The sequence below is a fragment of the Acinetobacter sp. L-24 genome (assembly GCF_056857555.1).
Window position 1 is genome coordinate 75,105 of sequence record NZ_JBSXNI010000041.1, and the last position, 23,563, is coordinate 98,667.

At 38.0% G+C, this 23,563-nt stretch carries 12 protein-coding genes; all 12 read right to left on the minus strand.

Going from position 1 to position 23,563, the window contains the following annotated elements; genetic code table 11:
- Positions 1 to 2 precede the first annotated feature (2 nt).
- Positions 3 to 791: a hypothetical protein gene (locus AC13CK_RS08340; RefSeq protein WP_005005808.1), complete on the minus strand. Its 789-nt coding sequence runs from the start codon at positions 789 to 791 to the stop codon at positions 3 to 5.
- The gene (locus AC13CK_RS08345) at positions 745 to 1,317 is read right to left on the minus strand and encodes a hypothetical protein (protein ID WP_005005807.1); all 573 of its coding nucleotides are present in this window, start codon (positions 1,315 to 1,317) and stop codon (positions 745 to 747) included. Before AC13CK_RS08345 ends, AC13CK_RS08340 begins: the two co-directional genes overlap by 47 nt.
- 272 nt (positions 1,318 to 1,589) lie before the next feature.
- Entirely contained in the window at positions 1,590 to 2,021 is a 432-nt protein-coding gene (locus tag AC13CK_RS08350) for a hypothetical protein (RefSeq protein ID WP_005005806.1), read from the minus strand.
- 9 nt (positions 2,022 to 2,030) lie between these two features.
- Positions 2,031 to 9,257, minus strand: a complete 7,227-nt coding sequence (locus AC13CK_RS08355) for an LPD1 domain-containing protein (protein ID WP_482831080.1) — start codon at positions 9,255 to 9,257, stop codon at positions 2,031 to 2,033.
- Between the two features lie 321 nt (positions 9,258 to 9,578).
- On the minus strand, positions 9,579 to 16,865 hold the full coding sequence (locus tag AC13CK_RS08360; protein WP_482831081.1) for an LPD1 domain-containing protein: 7,287 nt from the start codon (positions 16,863 to 16,865) through the stop codon (positions 9,579 to 9,581).
- Positions 16,866 to 17,073: 208 nt separating this feature from the next.
- Entirely contained in the window at positions 17,074 to 18,315 is a 1,242-nt protein-coding gene (locus tag AC13CK_RS08365; RefSeq protein ID WP_178962461.1) for a hypothetical protein, read from the minus strand.
- A gap of 12 nt (positions 18,316 to 18,327) precedes the next feature.
- Positions 18,328 to 19,518, minus strand: a complete 1,191-nt coding sequence (locus tag AC13CK_RS08370) for a hypothetical protein (protein WP_178962460.1) — start codon at positions 19,516 to 19,518, stop codon at positions 18,328 to 18,330.
- A 5-nt stretch (positions 19,519 to 19,523) separates the two neighbouring features.
- Positions 19,524 to 20,360, minus strand: coding sequence for a hypothetical protein (locus AC13CK_RS08375; RefSeq protein ID WP_178962459.1), 837 nt, complete (start codon positions 20,358 to 20,360; stop codon positions 19,524 to 19,526).
- 12 nt (positions 20,361 to 20,372) lie between these two features.
- Positions 20,373 to 21,335, minus strand: coding sequence for a hypothetical protein (locus AC13CK_RS08380; RefSeq protein WP_482831082.1), 963 nt, complete (start codon positions 21,333 to 21,335; stop codon positions 20,373 to 20,375).
- 25 nt (positions 21,336 to 21,360) lie between these two features.
- Complete coding sequence (locus AC13CK_RS08385; protein ID WP_024160804.1) at positions 21,361 to 22,161, minus strand: hypothetical protein; 801 nt, start codon at positions 22,159 to 22,161, stop codon at positions 21,361 to 21,363.
- A gap of 9 nt (positions 22,162 to 22,170) precedes the next feature.
- Entirely contained in the window at positions 22,171 to 22,599 is a 429-nt protein-coding gene (locus tag AC13CK_RS08390; RefSeq protein WP_482831083.1) for a hypothetical protein, read from the minus strand.
- A 68-nt stretch (positions 22,600 to 22,667) separates the two neighbouring features.
- On the minus strand, positions 22,668 to 23,561 hold the full coding sequence (locus AC13CK_RS08395; RefSeq protein ID WP_482831084.1) for a hypothetical protein: 894 nt from the start codon (positions 23,559 to 23,561) through the stop codon (positions 22,668 to 22,670).
- Positions 23,562 to 23,563: the final 2 nt, after the last annotated feature.

Consider the following 23,563-nt stretch of genomic DNA (forward strand, 5'->3'; position numbering starts at 1 on the left):
TCCTAATTAATATAAAAAAAGCTTTGGCCAAAAAGTCTATTTTGAAATTTTGGTAGGTTAATGGAATCGAATAGAAGGTCCGTTTCTTTAGTACACTTCTGATTAATTAGATAAATGAGATTTTGAAGAAGTGCAATCAATTTAAATGGACTGTTGTATTCATTGAATATGGGTGCAGCAATGCAAAGAGTCTTTTTTCTATCGGTTGATAATGCCCATGGGTTCACCAGGTTAAAGCTCACCTTGGCATTATTATGTTCAATTGGTCGTGCATAAATATCAAGAACATCGGATAAAGTAGATACCTTTAATTCTTTTGAAATGTCAGTAAGAATCTCACTGACTTGAAGCGCTGTTTTATCATGAATATCGCTTATAGTGATGCAAACACCACTATTACTATTCATTAAATTTGCATAAAGAACTTCAATAACCATGGACTCGTCTTTGGATAAATCCTTTAAATTGGCATTGACTAAATCTATGATCCGATCTGATTTTTGTTCAAGTTTAATTTGAAGCAAAAGCGGTTCATTCTTTTTTGAAACAGGGAGTACTTTATAATCGTTAAGATTGTAATTTAACCGCTTCATTTCAGTAATCAGCGTTTCTTTGGCATTATCAAAAAGCTTCTGATCTCTCTTGGTTAAACCAATAACAAAATTTGTGGACATGAGTATATTCATGATCCACAAAGCAGTAGATAAGGATAAAACACTATCCTTAACAACTTCTGAATCTGAATCAGAAAACCCAGATATTTGCTTGATTTTGTCGGTTATCGAAATCATGTGAACCCTTGTTTAATTCGGCATTTTCATCTGAAACTTTGTCAAAAAGATTAGTTTGATTAAGTACGTCTTGGATATTTTTTTGTGGATCATCACTGAGTAAACAGTGGAATAGGGCGCTAATTAAAGTAGCAAGTGATGTGCCATAGTCATTGGTACACTTGATTAATTGGCCAGCATCTAAGCAAATTGGTGTTTCATCATCATAAAGCAAGTGTAATTCTGGTGATTCAGCATAAACCAACTTTACATGAGTATCCGTGATGATTAACTCAACTTCTAAGTACTCATTATTTTCAACAAAATATTTAAAGCGCAACAACAATGCATCATCGCCACGTTCTATATATACAATTTGTCGATCGGTGGTATTGGTATGGGTGACGAATCTATTCTCTTTTGTGATCTGATCAATGTAGTTCAAAAAGATGGTTTTGAGTGACGCACTTAAAATACCTTTGGCAGCGAGTTCACTTTTCAAGTAAGGCAGAAAGTTTTCAAGATTTTCATGCAATGGTTTTTGCATTCGATCATCTCCAATGGGATTAATAAAAGGGCATACACATCAAATGTACAGCGACTCAATTATGACTATTTCATTACAACAGCTACCTAAAAGACTGCAGACTGTTTGACTTATAAAACTGATACTTTCGCCACACTTTTAATTCAAAAATATCTAACTTGTTTCTAAATCAATATGGCTTTATTTGATTATAAAGCCACATTGAAAGTTTAAATATTTAAAAATTATTTTTAGTATATACCAAAATCTAAGATTTAAAATGGATCTACCTTTTAACTGGCAAACTTTGTTGCTTTGGTTAAAAGGGTTAAGTCTTCATGGAATTGATTTTTTAAAAACCCATAGTTAAAAACGTAACTAATAAAGGTGAAAAACTCTAATTGGTTCGGTATTTTGTCTTCAAGAATACTGACCTCTAATTGCAATGTTCCTGTTGCACGTTTCTTAGAATGAAACTTAAGACCATCAAATGTTTGACCGTAATAAGTAGATATTTCCAAGAAAACTAAACGGAAAAAATAAGGGAAGATTTGAGAAACAACACGCTCAGGATCATCAATTTGAGTTAAACGTCTACCGTTGTGATATTTAAACTTAATACCATCAGCCATACTTTTTTCTACCAACAGGCGAATATAGGCATGACTACGAGTAATCATGCTTTTAAGTGGCGTTTTTGCTTCATGAATATTTTCGTATTGCATTTAGTTATCTCACATCTCAAGTCTTAATTGGTCAGCTTCATTTTCTTTTTCAATCGAAACTTCAGCAATAATTTTTTGGGTATTTTCGTTTTGCAGATCTTGATCAAATATTTCATTCACACAAGTTTCGACTAATTGTTCAGTCAAGTTTCTGCAGATCTCAAACTCTAAACCTTTAGGTTGTACGGTAGGGTAGCCGTCAATTAAAAATGAGTTTTTCATTTCATTTTCATTTGAAACTTTAGAGTACAAATAAGTCTCAAAATAACGGGCAAACATTTCGGTACTGGTCGCGTAATACGGCGTTGCACGATTTTCAGCACTGTCGATATTTAAACAATCCTTTTTATAACGCGATAGATTGTCACTAAAACGAATATCACCTACGTTTATTTCAACGTCTTGTGGCTTATCAAAGAAGTTTTGCATTTGAGTATGAGGATTTTTAACACCCTCAGGCATGTACTTCTCTACCAGGTTATAGAACTTGTATTTAGATGACTCTATCAAGTATTCAGATAGGTTTTGCGATAGTGTTTTTAAATCCACATTCGCTGCAGTCGCAACACCTGTAATTTTTTCTTCCAAACCGGTTGTAGGTAAATGATGTTCTGGCTGGCGCATATCATTAAGTTTTTGCTGATAGCGCTCAAACGACTTAAAGCTTATAGCATTAATGTCAGTGTTAATTTTAGAGACAATGACATCCACCTTGTCTTGAACCGTACTGAAGAAAGATAGGTTTGTATCAGCTTTATATTCACGCTCATACTTCTTCAAGTACTCTTCAATTTTCTCAAACTGACGGCGAATGAGATCTTCATAGTGCTTTTGGTGCCAGTCAAAGAAGCTGTTTAAAGTTTTGCGCGTAGAATTAGGATAATTCTCTTTATTCTTAATCACTTCATCATGCATTGAATCAGCAACAGTGTAGTACGCCTTGATTGCAGTCTCAGCATTCTCATGAAGTACTTGACCGTAATTTTTCATTGCCTGAACTGGCTCATTCATCATCGCACGATGTAACTTTTCAAAAGCACGACCGGACTCAGTAACAGGGGAGTATCCAGCATCCAACATATTTGATAAGAAGTGTCGTGCACCTGGTATCTCAAAATTAGGAATGTCTTCATAATAGTCCTGAAGTACAGAACGATTCATATGAGCGTGATTTTTATATACTTCCGCTTTTTCCAACATCCCTAAGTGTGCATCTAGCGCATGGCCATACTCATGAGCCAAACTTCCAGATCCGCTATCACGAGTTAAGTTAACCACGTTCTTAGACAGCTCAAAATGCGCTGCAGATCCTTTAATTCCGCGTGAAGCCAAAGCAACACCCAAGTTCAATAAACCATTGTTTGATTTAAAGCCCATGAGTTGTTTTAAGTCAGCCAATGAGTCATACACGGCATTAACCAACTGTTGAGCCACAGGACTAACTTTATTGCCTACTTCAACACCACGGATAGAAAAGTCATCTTTAAGCTTGAATGAATCCACATCGGCACCTTGGCGGTGATCAGGACCAGTACGAGAGTAATTTAACAATCCGTAAATGCTTGATTGGACTTTTTCAGTCACAAAACCATTTTCAAGTTTTTTCACTTCACTGGTAAATGACGGCAAACGTGGTGCTTTAGGTGTATTCACAGCTTCAGTCGTTGCTTCTATAACTGGTGCAACAGGATCTTTAACATAAATAGGTGCAGATTCAGCTTTAACTAAACCACTTTCAATCGCACTTTTCAGAACGTATGGTTCAAGCACAGTTGAATATAAGCCAGTACGTTGCATGTTGCTGATCGCATCGCTCACATCTTTAGTGACTTTCGACTTACCGTAAAAATCAAAGATCTTACCTGTTGATAGAATCTCACTGAGTTCTTTATCAATCGTTTTTTCGATGATTTTCTCAAGCTGAACACTGATACCGCCTGTATGTTCTGGCATAATGTAGTACTCATTCAAATTGCTAAGCAATTGGAAGTAGTTTTTGTAGTTGTTCTTGGTACCTTTACTATAAAGCCCGATATAGTCTTTACGTTGGCGATCAGTCATACCAAGACTTTCAGCAGATAAGCTTTTATTGTTTCTTACCGCATGAATCAACTCTTCTTGAGTATCTACCATCAAATTTCTGATGTTAGAAACAACAGCCACATACGCACGTAATTCTGTCGCACGTTGGCTATCAAGCATCAACGCATTTTTAGAGAATAACGGTTTAGTTGGGCAGTAGTCATACATTGCCTTTACGAATATTTTGTCATCAATACCGAGTGGCGTATTGGTGTACCAAGCTTGGAATTCTTTATTTGCAACGATTTTTACTTTTCGATAGTCCGTAGCTGTTTGATCGGCTGATGTCGCTGAAATATATTCCAATGAAATATATTCACCGTAGCGATCTTTATGTGCACCGCCAAACTTGGCACCTACATCACCTAAGTACGTAGCCGGGGAGTCACTTGGCTCTACCTTTACATCAACAGGCACATATTTGTCTTTTGGTACCAATTGATCGATAAACGTGAAGTCAGTAAACACACGGTTTTGAAGTTGTAAGACATCTTCAACTGAGCGCATACTTTTAACAGGAAAAACGCACAGAGACTTGTAATCACCGTGAATATCGGCTTTATCACCAAAAAGTTTAACCGATGCATATTCATTGTCGGTCGATGGCTTGATGGCCAAAAACAATTTGTGATTTTCAGTTTTGATATACGGCTTTATGTGTGCGGTTTGATCGTATAGAGCACCAAGCGTATTCGTAATCAAAGTTTGGAAATGCAAACTTGCTAACCGCTTATTCTCAAAGTCAGTTTTGTGTTTAATCTGAATTTCAGGCAAGTCAGATAGTGCTAATTGCTCTAAAGTGGTACCGAAATTAACCTTAGATTCGATAGCATTTAAGATTTCGTGACTATACTGGTCTACATCATCAAAACCAGTAATCAATTGATACTGAAAGTCATGAGACGGTATACGAAGAAGCACGGCAGTCAATTGAGGCTCATAGTCCGTATCAACCATAAACAATTGCGGTGTTTCATCTTGTTGAGATGATTTGTTTAGCAACTTGTATTGGTGAACTTTAGGGTTGGAACCTACAAAATGCTCAGCATAAGCCTGTTTAACCGTATCTTGTAAAGCTTTGACATGCTCAAGCATGACGGTATTGACTTCATTTAACGCGGTTAAGGATTTATATTTTTCTGCAAACGCCTCATTCACGGCGATCTGCTCTAACATAAATCTAGGCTGAATATCCTCAAGTTCTGGATTGCCTACACGCTTTAATACAACACTAAATTTAAGGTTATTAATGAATGGATCAGGTTCACCATTGATACCATTGCTAAAAAGTTCTTTAAGATCGCTTTTCTGCAGTTTAGAGCTCACCAAATCAAACGGATGAACTTCTTCAAATGCCTGAACATCAAAAACTTTGGTTAAGTTTTTAGGCATGATTGCTGTCTGGCCATCTACATGAGCGATAACATAGGTGTACGCTGGAGAGATGTTGCTCAGAAGCTCAGTGACTTCATTCGGTTTTTTCTCGTAGCTAAGATCCTCAAACTTTTCGTATGTTGCAGAATTAAGATTGCTGATGAAATCTAATTTAGAGTTGAAATTAGATGGATGATCAGAAATGTACTGGAACATCTTGTTTGGTAAAGACGTAAACACTTTATTGATTAAAGTTTGCTGACTGTCTTTAGCTTTGAAGAAGTTGAGATCTGACTCGTAATATTTTTCAAAAGTGAACTTAGCTGGAGGCATAAACGTCATGCTGTTGCGTGAAGTCGATAACTTAAACAAAGCATTCGCAGACGTTTTAACCGCATCTCTATCATTAAAGCCAGTAGCCTTATGCATATTGGCATCTAGGGAAACTGAATGCCCAATAAACGGCGCATTTTTGTCTTTATGATTGTAGAGGCGTATATACTGAAGATCATTCTTTTGAAACACGGTGATAAACATATCATGATCAGGGATCTTGATTGCGCCGTGGTGATCTTCATAGTGCTTTACAGCATTTTCTAGCTGAGTGTTAAAGTATTCAGATTCACTATTGAACTGTACGTTCTCTTCTTCAGCTGATAGCGAAAAATATTTAACGTTATTCTGAAAAGCTACATTAGGTTTGAGAAGTTCCTTAATCACCTCAAATTCTTTTTGTACTTCAACATCAAATTTGCCAAAAACTGTACGCTGATTAATATCAATCAGGTTCAGATAGTTGAATAGCTGAATGTTGTTGTAGTTGTGGTTCGGTAGGGCAGTTTTGTTTAACTGGAGCTTACCATCTTCTAACTGCATGCTTTGGACTTGCTTCAAGTCATCTGCAGTCAGCTCTACACCAAAGACTTTCTTAGTTTCTTGTTTGAGCTCTTTATCTTCACCAGCAATCACTAAGGCAGCTATTTTTTGTGCCTTGTCATAATCGCCGTCTTCTAGATATAGGGTTTTCTCAACAAAATACTTGGCAATGTTCGCATACGCTTGATTTGTTGCTTTGTAGCCATCGGTAGACAATGAAAAATGTTTGTTTTCATCAAATTCATTTGATTTAACGGTTTTAACTTTTAAATCGTCAATGTCACCCGTTGGTTTAATCTGAACATAGATTTCATCTGCAGCGAGATCCATGTTCGAGACAAATAAGGTCGAATTTTTAGAATAAAACTGACGTTCGATACTCGACAACAGATCCTTTGCATCTTTGCGGTCTTCTTCCATGTCAGACTGCATATCTTCAGCAATCGACTTGATGTTTTCGCCACGGTCATCCTTTGTGATAAATGACCAGTCTTGTTGCGGATATTTGGCTGTTAATGCCTTTTGGAAGCTTTGAACCTCAACAAAGCGATTGAACTGACGGTCCAGACTAAACCCATCTGTATGTGATGAAGTTTTAGCAAAAATATCCTCAGGAACAGAATCAGATTTAGTCTTACGATTGAAGTTTTCACTTGCATTTGGCACCAATAAATTACGGAATAAAATCTCATTTACACCGTTCTTTAAGAATGACGCACTTTTAGTTTGTGATAGAGATTGTTTTAAAAATGCTTCATCAAAGTTTGATTCATCAAGAAGCCGAGTAAACTCTTCAAAATACGCTGAAGCTAATTTATCGTTATTAGCAAGATCAGCCGTGCACAGATCGCTTAACTCTAAACGCTGTACATCTTGCTCTAGCTCTAAAGGCGCAGAAAAATCACCAGCAACAAAATCATTGATATTTTGCTCGACATAATTGTTCGTGCGTGACATCAACATATCAACTGCAGTTTCATTATTCACAAATTCCTGAAGCTCAGGCGTGTTAATTGAAACCAATTGATTGTCGAATTGCTTAGATAGTAATTTGAACAGATCCGCTTTATGTTGATTGCTTTCTACTTCAGATTCAAAACCTACAAATTTGCCGTTTTCATCTTTAGCGTAGTAGAAGCTGTTTTTATTAAACAAAAAGGTATTTGTTGCAGACGTAATGCCAGATACCAAAGTTTCACTTTGCCATAAGACTTTTTTAACTTCATTGTACTGTTTTGAGATCTCAACATTGTGTGTGTCGATTTCGTCAGAGATCGCTTGAATATCATCTACGTTGAAGTTTTTTGTTTGTGTAGCTGAGCGCACGACATCTTGAATTTCAGCATATTTCTGATTTAGATAATCACTATATTGCTTCTCAATTTGTTGAGCTTGTTCAGTAGCCTTAGGAATGACATAGACATCCAAGATCTGTCTAATTTCAAGCATAGACGGCGCGAAATCACGCACCTTGTCATTGCCTCTTGCATCCAATAATTCTTCAGGAAACTTTAAGAGCTCTTTAAGTACGGCAACATCATCAATTTCTGGAGTAGGGAGGTCATTTGCAATGTTGAGTAGATCAGACTCAGTAATAGATGCCTTCTCAGTTGCCTCAAAATTAACATCAAGATCATTCAAGATCTCGTTAACATTTGATTCATTGAGTTGTTCTTCTAGTTTACGCTGTTTGATTTCAGCAGATTGGTGATCATAGAACGCATTAAACTTAGGAACGATGTTTACAGAGAATTCAGAGAACTCTTGGCTCAGATCGGCAAAGTAAACTTTACCTGTTGGCATCTGGCGTACCATTTGTTGTAAGACATCATGGCGAAGCATGGCAGCGTCATACACCATTTTATCTACAAGGCGTGTTTCAATACCTTGTTTAGACGCCATCCATGTGCCGTGTTCATCTTTATAAAAAGCTGGAATACCTTGATTAGCTGATTCTAATAGCTTTGGATACGGCAATTGCTGTTGATTAAACACACGGTCTATCACAACAAGATCAGAAGCTAATTTTTGTACATAAGCATCAACATCTTTAAAGCTCATGTTAAACATTCTGTTGCCACGGCCATGTTCAATCAGCTGATTAAAAGTGGACTCGTATTCATGAGCAAAATGCACCAGGTTAATATTGTCATTTAACCCCAATGCTTCATACGGATCATGAGCAAAGATTTCAGGAATATGGCGCAAGTCATCAATAATCAGTAACGAACCATCTTTTTCGTAATTTACGGGTACTGCAAATGGAGACAACTTAATTTTGGCTAGATTATCTGGACTTTCGCCACTAGCCATCGCCGATTCTTCATCTAGATAGACTTTAGAGAAGATATTTTCATAGCCATAATCTTGAAGACGATTAAACGGAATTTTTGAAGACTGAAATTGAGCCAAGTAGGATTTATTCGATTCCTGAAGACTGGTTTTCAGCGTATCAAGGATATTAGATCCATTGTTTAGCTTACTGACATACACTTCAGGGAAAGCGGAAAGGCGTTCGGTCGCTGATGCGAAGTAACTTTTCCAGTTCGGAATGTTCTTCTTAAACGGTAGATTGGTGAGATAAATATCTTCTTGCTTAGTCGGTACTTTCATATCGTTGGTAAACGCTGGAAATACCTTCTGAAGATCGTTTAGATCGATACCAGACTTTGCCGGGTTCTTATAGTAGTACGCATGAATACCATCATCATTTTGCACTTCATAAAAATGGGCATCCATTAACACTTGTTCAAATTGCTTAGAACTGTTTTGTTCAATAGATTTTTTGAATTGCTCAAATTCATTAACAACAAGCATCGCCGTTTTTGGGCGAAAATTGTTGGCTGGCGAAACTACAAGACGCGCACCAAGACCAGTTAAATTAGGCCATTTAACTTCATTCACTTTATAGTCTCCTACTTGGTCACATAGCATGATCCAAGACTTTAAAACGACTCTTACGAGTACTTATATGTGCTTATATTAAACTAAAAAATTAACTTTGAGGGAGGGTTTAAGCGTTATTCTTTAAAATAGTATATACCGAGTAAATAGCACTGTTTAAATACCTATCATTTTTAATAAAACCATTTAAAACCGTGCACTATTCTTACTTTTTATATAAATAAAAATGCCACCGTATAGCGCCCCCTGATTCCATTTATAAGATTTAAATAAAAAAAAGATGCTACCGACAGGGGGTAGCATCCAAGATCTCAAAATTGCTTATAATGCCAATTCAGGATCGCTATTCTTTTGTTTGCTTAATTCTGGATCTGCTTGTACTTCAATGTTGGTCATGAGCTTAGTCCAATATTCATCGTATTCAGCTTGTGACATCTCATTAATGACTTCATTCCATTTAACTAGGTTCTCATGTTGATCTGTACCCGGTTGGAAGAAGTGCATTGCATTTCTGACATACTGCTGATGATCAGCAAAACGCAGTTCAGCAATATTTTCCTGAATATAGTCCAGGCCTTTCACCGTAAATTCGCGAATCTCCTTCATGATTGCATCTTTTTCTATACCATGCGGTTGAGTTACAGAAGATGAACCACCTTCAGGACATGGGTAAACAAGCCAATCATTACGCAAGTTCATTTCTGCTAAGGTCACTTGTAAGTACTGCTCACCACTACGGGCAAACATTTCATGTGCGGTCGTCCAATACGGCTTCTTAGCACTTGTTAAGCCCTCTAATACCATCGCATTTTTGTAGAAATCAGTTTTTAGCTGAGATTGATTAGCTGATGTTAAGCGATCGTTCGTCTGTAAGCTTAAAGAAATTAACTTTAAGTGTTCATCTGACAATGGTTTAGGGCTGTTTTCTTTGATGAAGTCGAGTGCACATATCGCAAACTGACTACGCAACATTTGTCGATAATCACGGAATACAACTGATCTAAAGACTGTACTGTTCGCTGCACCAAGTACTTGCGCTGCAAAGACACGATCATGATCAATTTCAGAACGAGATTGCGTGATATATTTGTTGAGCTCAGTCCGTGGGATTGGATACTCATTTTCAGACAAGAATTTTTGCAAGCCTTGGGCAACGTGCATATAACGTCTATGCTGTATGGCGTCCTTTTGGAAAAGTTCAGGATCTTCATGACGATTAGCGAAGTTAATCAATGAAGATAGTTCAGTATGCAACTTGCCACGTTCCGCAATAAACGTATTAATTTTCTCTTTTATGCTGTCTCTATCTGGCGTAAACAAATCAACAATGTCAGGTTGATCTACCAATGTTTTATCCAAAATCGTTTTGATGCTGGTTTCATAAAACTTGACTTGATTCTCAAGACTCGTGCGAAGTACTTCTATCGAGTCATCCTTTTTCATTGGCAAGTAATACATCGCTTGATTTACTTTGGCTGCAGCTTGCAACAAATCTTGGTTAATGTTGGCATACTTCTCAGACTTAATGTTATTCAATTCTGCAAAACGAGTTAGATAAGGCTGTACGTTTTCCATCATCATTTTTGGTTGATTGCGTGTCATCGCACTAAAAATGAGATGGTCATAGGCATGGAAAAATTCATGACCAAACGAGCCAAAACCTGAATTCTTGGTTAAGTTAATCACACGGTTAGATGGCTCATAATGTGCCATCGCAGCGGAACGTCCACGCGAACCAAAAGCAACACCCAACATACCGTTAAAGCCAACAAACTTCGGATCTATATCAAGTGCCTTAGCAAGAGCGAAACAACCGTCATATGCATTATTTAGCGCAATTTGACGATCGCTCTGGTTCAAGTACTCGCCAAACTCTACGGCTTTAAATCCAAAGGTCGCTTGCAAGGTATGTGCTGTAACGTCTTGGCCATTACGTGAAGCAATGTTTTCCGTCACAACCACATCACTGAGCTTGAATGCCTTACGCATAGTACGAGGCTTAGCATACTCTTTGAATAGGGCATCTAAGGTACTCGCCGTGTCATCTACAATGTGCGATACATTCTTTTCAGATAACGAGACTTCTTGAGTATCATCATTCTCTGCAGTTGCGTCTTTGGTTTTTTTAGCAGTTAACAGATCCATTACCTGTTCAGATAGACCAGCATCAGTTCTGCTAAATAGCGTACTCGAATCTATAATGTTGCCACTTCTAAAAGTAACAGTCGCTTTTACTTTGTCTTGGAACGGTTTGGCATCAATCGCACTACGTATTTTTTTATAGATAGAGTAGGTGCCTTTAACTGGCGGTAACTCTTTCCGTAAATGATGAAGTGCTTCAGTGAGCGTTTTACGTGCTTCACTACTATCGGTTTTCGCCAATTCAGAACTAATAATCATGTCAGTGGCAGCATATTCAGCATAGCTTTCTACCAATGAAAATAATGACCGATCTAATGATTTAAACGCCGTGGACAGATCTTTGTCTTCATTCAAACGAACGTATAAATCACATGCATTAGGAATAAATTCACGAACTGTTTTTGCTTCCATTAATGCATCACGCATACTTAAAACAGCGTCATAGTATCCAGCACCTACTTTTTTAAACTGTTCTTCAGTGGCATTTTCAAGCGGATAACGTGGCTGATCATTCGTCATCTTACGTACAGCGTCAGTCAGCAAGTGAATGTAAATATCTCGACCAGCTTCTTTTGCTTGTAAAACCGATTCCTTTTTCCAAATTTTGTCACGCGTAATTAGGTTTTTGACTTGCAAAAGCGACATATCTTGAATCTGACTGAGCGATAAACGTGGACCATACAGATCCTTTTTCGCACCAGGCATTTTCATACCCGTATCTTCAATAAGTCGAACTTCAGAACGAGGCTCAGTGGCTTTCGGCCTGGTTGTTTTTGGCTCTTTTGGTGCTTCAGCTTCAGGCTTACCCTCAGACTCAAACAGTGATGTTTGTTCTGGAGCAACTGGCTCAGTCGGCTCTACAACTTCTACCGTTGCTTCCTGTACTTCTGATTCAGTAGGCTTTTGAACTTCAGGTTCAGTTACGGACGGTTCTTCAACCAATGGTTCTTGGGCAACTTCTACAACAGGTGCGCTTTGAACCATATGTTCAGGTTTATATATTTGATCGCGAGACTTAAATAATTCTGCTTTTTTGAATGATTTTGCAAAATCAGTAATTAAGAAGTTCTTAGAGGTCGGGTGCTTTGGCGTAGGAAGAATTTTATAGCCTTGATCAACAAATTGCTGATGTTCGGCATTATTCACAATGGCCAGTTTTAACGGAGATTGATCATCTGCAACTTTAATCGCGAGATCGAACCGGTCTTTAGATTCAAGTAGCTTTTCACCAAAGGCAAAATCAATTTTATTGACCAATGTTGAAATATTAACAGCCACAATCTCATTAAGGCCTTTAACATCAATATTTTCAAAACCTGGTGATAATGGCACCTTGATTGTCTGCAGTATGTTTTCACGTAACCCAAGATCATTTAATACTTGGTCCACAAGATGCGCTTTTATCCCGTTTAACTGGAAGTCTTTAAACAATCCACCACGCTCGTTGAATTTAGCAAACTGCTCAACATTATCAAAAACCCGTAATTGATCATGCTGTAAAACTGGCGTGTCTTTATCAATGACAGAAATCACTAAATCAGCACCGTCATTGGCCACAATAATTTTGGAGCCGTTTTCAAACGCTTGATCCATTTCTTTTTGATTGATGTAGTCTGTAAAGACGTTCATCAAATCAACATTGGTCATCACATCATTGCTTTTCACAAAATCGATTAGATCTTGTTTCGCCGTTGGATCGATGTATTGATTATCGGCATCACGCAAAGTTAATGCCTTGTAATCGTCCAACTCAGGGTTAAACAATACCTTTTCTTTAAGGTGTAGGTTTTCGATCGACTGGAAGATCTGATAGCGTTTTTCTAATGAGTCGATCAAGTACTGCATTTGCTCTTGCGTACTTAAAACTGAATCATTGCTAAGCGTCAAAGCTTTAAACAGCGCCTTATCGTCTGCAGCTAAGTCATTCAGACTTGATTTAACGATTAAGCGATCGGTAGACGGAATCTGTTCACCGCTGAAATATAAGTTAATCGCACCGTGCTTTTGTTCATCAGCTGGTGAAACCGTGAGATAAAGATTTATCTCAGGAAACTCAAACTCTTTAATGCGTTCTGGATTGGTGATAATGCTTAAAAGAGATCCCGTTTTTGTCTCGAGGGATTTATTTTTTAGTGCTGTCCATTCTTCAATAGAACGATTTTCAAATGACTGCAGTAGGGCAGAATTGATTAAATCACGGTTGAGGTTAAATCCATTCTTGAGTGAGTCTGGAGTCGATTGTAATGCTTCAAGCACAAGCCCATGTTTAAAGAGATTGCCAAAGTCATTTTCACTGTTAACATCGGTCTTTTCAAGTGGCAAGAAACTTGATGCATGCTCATAGACATTCTTAACTTCAATATCAAGCTTTAAGCCTTTTTCATATTTCGGTACCGCTTCCTTGGTCAAAATACGTTTAAGAATTACATTCTTAAGGTCATCATAGGTCAGCTTGTTTTTGCTGATCGGATTAGAGCTCAGGATATGTTCAAACGAAGAAGCACCATTAATCATAATGGTTTTTTGCTTTTGTAATGAACTAACCTTTTGACCTAGATCCATCGGCAGTAAGCGAATGAAGTTCTGATCAGATGCTATCGTACTGCTATACACCGCCAAAGAACGTGCGCTAACTTCAGGCTCAACCATCAAAGCGTTACCTTCAGCTAGGTAGGTTTTTACCGCTTCTTCAGTCAACGTGACGACATTTTCAATTTTCGAGTCTTTTGGCGCCGTGACTTCATTGTAGGTCGGTGTTAGATAACCTAGTGCCGTCAAAATATGCTTGTGCTCATTATTAATAATGGCAGTAACCGCTTCAGATTTAGACTCTTCACCCACGGCATTTTGATAAAAGTCTTGTAGATAGCGCTTATACGCCATACTTACCGCGACCTTTTTATTTAAGGCAAAAAGCTGTTCTTGTGTATTTGAGTTGAAGTGGTCTTTATGTATCACCTTAGGCAGATAGTTTTGAAAGCTGTCTACCACATAGATTTCATCTTTTTCGAGTGTTTCTTTTAAAGACAAAACCTCATTGGTCGCAGCAAAAACAATCGCGTTGGCCAGTGCATTACCAGGATTCGTGCGTACACGTAATTCCTCATTTATCGCATGATTGAGTTGCGACCTAATATCAGGTAATCGGTTAAGGATAGGGGAGTCAGGATTGTTGCCAATATTGCTACTCAGCTCAGAAAGCACATGAGCCACATCGATGCGCTTATTAAAACCCTTGTAGTTACCATCCTGTTCTAACAGGTTATAGAATCGCTCTAAGCTTTCATCCGATAAATATTGTGATGCAATGCTATGGGCATCACCGTCACCAAGCGCCGTAAATTGGCTATTAATACTATGCAGTTGTTGAAGAATACGAGGCATTTGCTGATGAAATGAAAAGTAGTTTTTACCTACATTTTCAGCACTAGTCGCAATCATGTCCTCAATACTGTTATCCAGCACTGATACAGCATTCGAGAACACCATATCGTTAAAATCTGGCATTGCAGATTCTTGAGATGGTGAATATCCCAAAATAGAATATTCAAACTTTTCGATTGCAGATAACTCTTGATCTTGTTCATCATAGTAATGAACCACATCAAACTGGTTAACAGCTTCATTCCAAAGGCCGTTAGGTTCTTCACCTAGATCAACGTTGAAATGATAAATGTCAATGTCATTTGAGGTGTGAGTAGCTTCAAACTCGTTCGCTTCATCCAATAGACGTTGCATTTCATCTTGCAATTCATCATCGGTGACAACGCTTTGTAGGAAGTTATCCAGATCCGTGCCGTATTCTTCACGGTCTATCACCGAATCAAAAAAACTATCATAAAGATTGTTCAGACGCGTAGAAGCAATGTTTAACTGACTTAATGCCAATTCCATTTCATAAGCTTGATCGTCATAGGCTTGCTGATCCAAAACATACGCATTTTCAGTAGCAACAGCGACTTGAATCGCAACCGCTTTTTCAATACGCTCACTGATGGTATGTGTTGCTTTTGCTTCAACAATGGCTTGACGTTCTTCTTTGAGCTTTGCAATTTTTTGTAGGTATTCTTGCTTAATTTTTCGCATTAAAGCGAGTTTAGTCAAAGAGTCCTTAATGACTGGTTCTGGAATGTTCGGCTTAAACTTGGTGTGTTTAAAAAAGTGATCAATTCGATTGAACAAACGTTTTACTGGAACCTTAGGTTCAGGCGGTATGGTTTGCTTAATTTGATTGAGATCCAAGCTTTCTAAACTTGTACCGATGTCATCCAAACTTTCAGAAATTAATTCACGATCAAAACTGCTATCACCAATAGAGTAGGGATCAAATGTTCTTAAATTATTAATATTATTTTGAACGCTTTGGATCAGGTCCTTAATCTTATCGGCAAGGTCGAATTCTTCTACATCTAAAGTTTGGTTGTTGTATTCCCAAACCTTCCAATCACTGTCCACCAGCTGTAACGCAGTTGTTTCTATACCAAATGGTGCCAATGCTGACGGGATGCTGTTTTCTTCGTATGAATACAAACAGTCATTGATTTTCGTGACTAAGGTTTGAAGCTTGATCAATCCTTGGTGATTAACGGCATGATCATCCGATCTAAGCGCATTCACAATTGGATCAATGCTCGTATTCAGCCCCTTATTCAGCTCACGAATATCAATAAATTGCTTCGGTAAGCTGTTATACGCTGGCCATGCTGGATGTGAAGATATTTTATAATTGGTCAGCTCAGGGATTTGCGTAATATCTTTTAGGGCAAGTACTTCACCGCCTGAATTAACCGAAATCACTAGCTGTTTGCTTAGTTCAATAGGCTCTATCGTATCTTCTATGAGTCCAGCATTTAGCGCTGCTTCTTTATCAACATAATAACGAGTCAGTGTTTTATCTGCTTGGTACCCGTAATTATCTAAATCAGCCAACGGCAATGGATCTACTGACTGCAGTAATGTCGGTAGCTTATTCCAGCCTAAATCTGCTTTATTGAATTGTTTAACCGCACCCATAATGGTTGTATTTGGGGCAAACGGTTTTTGCTGTTTTGCTTGGTAAAGCACAACGGACTTTTGATTATTGAGTTCAAATAGGGATTGCCACTGGTTTTTTTCAGCACTACTCATTGGGTTTTGCAGATATATATCTGACACATCCATTTCAATGAGGTCATTTTTAGAGTCGTAAGGAAAAATAGATTTTATGTCAGCAAGAGAGAGACTATCTTGCGAACTCTTATACATAAAACTAAGGTCATTATTTTGCTCATTGGTGATATAAACAAACTTTCCAGTCTGTTTTAAACCTGTTAAGAAGCTGTTTAAGGATGTGTTCAACTTTTTCTCTAAAAGCTCAACATCTTTAATCTTAAGAATGGCTGCTTGGTTTCTTAAATCTGTTTTAGGGGTTACTACAAGTTGAGCGCCAAAGCTACTCAGATCCAACCATTTCTTTTTAGTTGACATATAAACTCCACGGCAATATGTATAAGCATCTTTTAATTAAAATATCAAAGCACCATCGGTTACTTTTGAACGGTATATACTAAAGATTATAAGAGAATTTATATAAAGAAACTATCTAAAAGGGTTTTAAACAAAAAAAGGGATGGCTTAAAACCATCCCTTTTTTTTAAGTTTTTTTCATTATCAGTCTGATAATGAAAAAATCAGGCTATTTACTTGCCATTGCTTGTGAAAGTGCAATCCTACGAATGTTACCCGTAGACTTAGAACGATCTGTCACTTCAATTGAGCCGTCAGATAATTTGCTTTCAGCAGAAACTAGCGCAGCCAATACCGCTTCTTTACGTTCATTTGACTTGTATTGTTGATATTGCAAGTTCAAGCGTTCAGTACTTTGAATTAAACCATCGACCATCAAACCACGTTCATCTTTAATCGCTTGTGATTTAGCAAAGTCTTTGTAATCTTGCCCAGAACCTAAATAACGAGAGACACTTTTTTCCAAGTGTTGCATCGGTGCAAGTTTGGTACTTGAATCATGACTATTGGTACCACCACCAGCAACAGGGGAGTATTGCGCTTGAATTGCTTTCAAAGAGGTAATTGCTGGAGAAGTTAAAGCATCTTTCGCCAGTTTAGCCATCACATAATCTTGACCAGCAGATGTTTTCGCAATTTTTCCGTCAATTGGGGCATCAGGTAGACCAACCATGTTGTTGATCAATGCATTTTGAGCACGAGCCATCGCCGTGTCTGGCGCTGCAGTCGTGAATAAAGTTGAAGCTTGTAAACTTAGACCAGCATTTTCACCAGCAGCACCACATAGTCCAGACGCAGCCTGAGAAGTGGTACAAAACTCATTATGAGCTTGTAACATAGCTTCTTGTGCTTTGTGAGGGTTCATGTAGACACCAGGCGCAGCAACCACTTCAGAGCCAACTTTATTTAAAATTGAACTATCAGCAGATTTATTGTCTTGTTGAGCTTGTTCACGATCGCTTAAAACTTCACACGCTTTAAATGCTTGGCCATGTGCACCAAACTCAAATTGAGCTTTTTTCATTTGCTCACTTTGTTTAACAGCTTGGTACGCCGTTACAAGACTTTGTGCGTTTTTATGTGCGTTATCTGAAATACCTTGAGCAGATACAGCCTCTTGTTTCGTCAGGATCTTAATCGCTGCCGTCACATCATCTTGTTGCTTTTTAATACCCAAAGATAAGTTTGAGTCCAACGCATGTAACGCAGCGCTTTCCACCGCATCAGCCTGTTGAAGAAGCAACTTCAAGGTATTTACTGCCATCGGGTTGCCCACGGAAGCACAGTAATAAGCAGATGCAGAACCACTAATGATGGCGAGGGTGAAACCGAGTGCAGTAATTTTTGAACGAGAGCCGTGCGCTTGTGGCGCTTTCATAACTTTACGTGATGTTCTTTTCGGAGTACGCATTATTTAGTCTCCTTAAAATTGAGGCATAGTTTGTGAAAGCTTAACTTTCACTGACTGGCCGTATTTCGTTTTCACATCATCTTTTATCGGCTGAGATTTCGCTAAAAGTAATGCAGACAATAACCCTTCTTCACGCAAACTTTGCTTGTAAGTTTGAAGATCTAAATAAACAGAAACGCCGTTAATGATATTGGCTTCTTTAAGTAGACCGCGTGGATCTTGCATCGCCATCGCCATTTGCCATTTTTTAGCTTCAGGACCGCCGTAGTAACGTGCGATTGTTTGGTCGATCAAATCGTTGGCAGACACCATTTTGCCGTCAATATCTTTGAATGATTTTGTATTTTGCGCGTCAATAACCGCCAAGCTATACGCTGGCATAGCAAGTAAAGCTGTTTTTTGGTTGGTTGCTTGCAAATAATCTTGACCAGCTGGAGTACGTGCCGTTGCATTAGACAATGATTTATCTGGTGTACCTAAAATGTTTTCACGCACGTAATGTCTTGCAAGAGCTTCTTTTGAGCCAGGTGCAACAGACTTAAACAGTAGGGAAGCATTGGTATCGCCACCCGGTAATTTAGACAACGTACATTGACCAGCTTGTGCTTCAGCAACCGTACAGAATTCAGCTTTATGCACGTTTAGGCGTTGATTAATCACTTCCTGTTGAGAGCCAACTAATTTACCGCCGACTTGAGAGGTTTGAGTCGCCATATCAGCTGCTTGATCAATCACTTGACCAGATGCACTCGACATATTTGTATTTTCAGCCAAAACCTCACAAGACTTAAAGCCTTGACCAGTATTGGCACCATAAGCAAATTGTGCTTTTTTCATGGTATCTGACTGTAAAAGCGCTTGAATACCAGAGGCAATAGTTTGGGTGTTTTTAGTTGATGCATCGGTAATTTGGTTAGCAGCTTGCGCCTTTTGCTTCACCGCAACTTTAAGCGCTGCAACGATGTTTTCAGTCGAATCATCTAACTTTCTACGGGTACTTTGAGATACTTTTTGAATATCCTTTGCTTGGTCGCTTGCATGCTTAGGAATCTGAGTAGACATCTCGCCCATAATCGTACCCAAACCAACCGTAGCCCATTCAGCAAAAACAGGGCTACTAATCACCAAAGTTGCACCTAAAATGACAGGTACAAACTTTGATTTTCCTTTAGGCTGTCTTAAAGTATTTTTACGCTTTCTCATAGTCATTACTCAAAGAATTTGGCTGTAGCATTGGAGTTTGGTGTAGTGCGTTGCATCACATTATTAGCCACCGAATAGTTAGCCAGTGATGAAAGAGTACTTCCAGCCATGTATTTATTTTGAAAATCAACGCAAGTTGATGAAGAGCATTCCATCAATCCGACTGGAACAACGTTGTTAGATGCAATTGACGAGTAGTTCAATGCAACAGTCGCTTGCTGTTCAGAAAGTCGAGAACGAGAAAAAACAAAAGCAGTATCAATGTCGCCATACTGCAGACCATTTGGAATCAAATTACAGATACCCATTTTCGCTTCTTCTACGCCACACGAGGTCGCCAAGTGAAACGCATATGGTGAGGTTGCTTCATCTGTTGAATTTGAGAAAAGTCTCCCTGAAACGTCTTGCATGTATTTAGAAACGTTAAAGTCTTTTAAGTTTCTATTTAGATCGGTTTGTTCACGTTCTTCAAGAGCCGTACAAAAAGCTGAATCAGGGAGGGCAGCATTCGTACCAGAATTTAAAATCGCTTTTTTGATCTCAATATTTTTATCGACACTTTGAATACCAGCAACGATCATTTCTGAATCACGCGTTTGGTTATCAACAATTTGATTTGCACTGACCGCTGTTTGTTGAGTAGATACACGCACAGCAGAACGTACCATCAATTGCTGAGCTTGTATTGCAAGCTCAGAAAGGATAGTGCCAAGACTAAAAGCATTGGTAAAAAGTGGTACGGATAATAGACCAACCGTTAAAGTACCCACAGCAATTGCTTTAACAGGTGAAAACTGATTAACAGTAATTCTTCTTTTACGCAGATTATTTCTATTTTTCATACCACCCCCAACTTAAGAGAAAAAGTCTTTAATTGATTGGGTGACAGAAGTAGATTCTGAACTTGAAGTTTTTGCGTTAGACGTTGTTCTAGTACTGGCATTTTGATCAGTTGAATTAGAAACTGTACCAGTCGAGCTACTACCATTGATTGTATAAGTATTTCCACCCTCAAAAGCACCGCTAGGCATAACTAGACCAGGATCAAGTTTACCAAGTTGACCATTCACAGCAGTACCAAGCGCACCCGATACATCAGTGTATTGACCAGCTTTGTTGATTTCATCAATAACATCATTCAATGGGCCAACAAGTTCAGTACTTGCAGTTTTCATTGCGTCACACGCTTTTTTAGTCGCGTAATCGATAACCATTTGTTGCGCTGCATTGATGATTGTATCAAGTGATGGAATAGTCACAGAAAGGTCAATGATTTTACCGATGTCAGCAAAACAGCCACCTTGACTAGCTGGACTGAACATTTTGTTAATATCGATTGGACGACCCCAAACCGTCATTTGTAGATCTAAGTTGTCTTTAACGACTTTACCGATCCCACCAGTTGCACATGATTCAATATTGGTTTGAATGTTTTGAGCAGCTGCTTGTTCACCTTTTTTAACCGCCATGAAGTTGTTTTCAGCAGCAGTAGAGTTGAATGACGAATTAGAACTGGTAGACGAATAATATCCGCTATTTGAATTCGACAAAGGCGTATCACCACCAGAGCTACTTGCAATGGTCGATGATGTTGCGATGTTTAAGTTACCCATGTTTTGAGTATTACTGGTAACAGAAGCAACGGAACTTTGTTGAACTGCAATAGCACTTGAACACCCAATAACGGTAGCAACAAAAATGCTTAAAGCACTTTTAGTTTTAAAAGCTGGCTTAACATTTTGTAGATTAGGGTTAGTCCTTAAAGTCTTGCCCCGAACTTGTTGTAGCCTTTTAGCTTTCTTGTGATTGTTACGCATATCTAGCCCTTTAAAAGAGTTATGATTAATGTTTTTTAGAAGCAAGTTCGCAAAGCACTACAACATCTTTTACTACAGCTTCACTACTTAAATATAAGGTAGCTATAAGGTGTTTTAACTCATATATCCTTTTAGCGAACTTATATATAGAATCATAATACCATTCTTCACCATATTGTAGTATATACTTCTCATTGGTTAAACATAGTTTTATGAATTCTTTTAAAATAGGACGCTTAAAAATAATAGCTGTCGTAATATATATAAACTGAGTACTAACCAAACACATTAAAGTATTAATTAGCTCTACTTCCTCTTTTAAGCATTCCTGTAAAACCGATGGCTTTAGGGTTTTAGAAAAACCTTCCTCAGTCACAATATCTTTTAAAAAACCTGAATCCGAGTACTTATTTTTCAGAAAATTACTTAATTCATGCACGTTCTTTAAGTAAATATTGATCTGATCTTTAGACGCAGTTTTGAAATGTTCCTCTACACGTTTTGGATCGTTTAACGTGATGTCGAGCATTTCAGATTCATTATTTTTTTGATTTAAAAGCACAAAAGCGGTGAAGCTGGTAACTTTGCGTGTTTCGCCAAGATAGCCACTACTGCAAGCATTCAAAAAAACAAGGCAATGCTGTTCAGTAAGATACAAGCCGTATTCTTTTGGTGTACCTGGTTCAAAGAAATTGAGTGAACGCTTATCAAAATGAAAAGTGTTCTCTAAGGTCTGACAAAAGTAGTTAATAGAGTGTACAAAAGCTTCTGGTACAAAGGTTGTAGGCTCTTGAGACAATGCTATGTTTTGGCTTTCTATGCTCATTCCCACGATTTAGTCCTCTTTGAGAGGTAGGGCGTAATAGCCCATTTGACTTAAAACACGTAAAGGAATATCAAAGTTAAGACTTTGCGTTAGACCAGATTTAGGGTTAAAGGTTTTAGCTGAAGCTATAAACAAAGTTTGCTCATTAATAAACACTTGAATGCTATTCGTGACTTTTTGTTCATCAAGTATGACGCCACATACAATATCTAATTTCACATCAAACGTATAAACATCCATTTGAACGTCTATTGATTCCCAATCGATCGTCATGAACAAGTTTTGGTTTTCAAATTCCAAATTACCTTCTTCAAGAGCTTTATGGATTAATCCCTTTTCTAATAATTCCAAGTAAAACGCATGTAAAGGCGTTGCATCTGCAAAACCATGAGGATTAAACGGCGTTCTTGTCGGTTCAGTGATTTTAGTTTGAATCATGTTTAACTCCATTAAAGGGTATTTTGATTCTATCTTAAAACACCCTAAATGTTTTTATTTAAAATTAATTAAAACCCATTGCTATAAGTTGAAGCGCTTTCTTTAGTTTTAACGTTTTCAAGATTGCTTTGCGTAATAGTATCTTTGTAATGCTGACTAAACGTATTTTTACCCGTTTCGTTTATGTTCTTAAGCTCATTTTTAATGACCTTAAGATAGTCTTGATATTTTGGTGACTGTTCTACATAAACTTCGGTCGCTGCAATTGAGAACATGTTCTTATCATTGGTTGCGATCGGAAATAGGGCAGTATAGGAAGCATCTTGCTTGAGCTGGTCTACAGTTGTTTGTTGCTCAATGATCTTCGCCTGATAGTCCAACAATGTTTTATTGATATTTTCATGACTATGGATAACGAAATTCAACTGTCTGTCATTCGGACGTTCAAGGGTAAACGGCTGATCGATACCAGAAAGCTTATTACAGATCTCCATATTGTATCGGTAGGCTTCAAACGAGTCTGAAAAGTGATTAAAGTCTTTTCGGAGAGCATTATTGTTTTCTAAGTCTTGCTGAAAGTCTTGAAAGCATTGCAATACATATTCATCTTCATTTTTCTCAACGAATAATTGAGCGATGTTGGAGCACTGGTGCCGTTCGCAGAGATCCGCAAGCTTTTGAATGCTTTTAACCTCATTTTTCTTTTCTAAGATGTTGCGTAAATGTAGCTGAGTTGCCCGATACTCTTGCATCAACATATTGTGATGCTCGACAAATAGCTCATAATCGCTTTTAAGGTACGGACTGGCACCTTCAATCTCACGCTCTACCTTTTCATGCTTAGAGTTGGTTTGAACACGCTCACGCGTGGTATTCACTGTATTTTGACCAAAACCACCTAAGATTTTATCAAAAGCAATCATCGCATCGATGTCGCCAGTTACGTTTTTATAGAGATCCATGA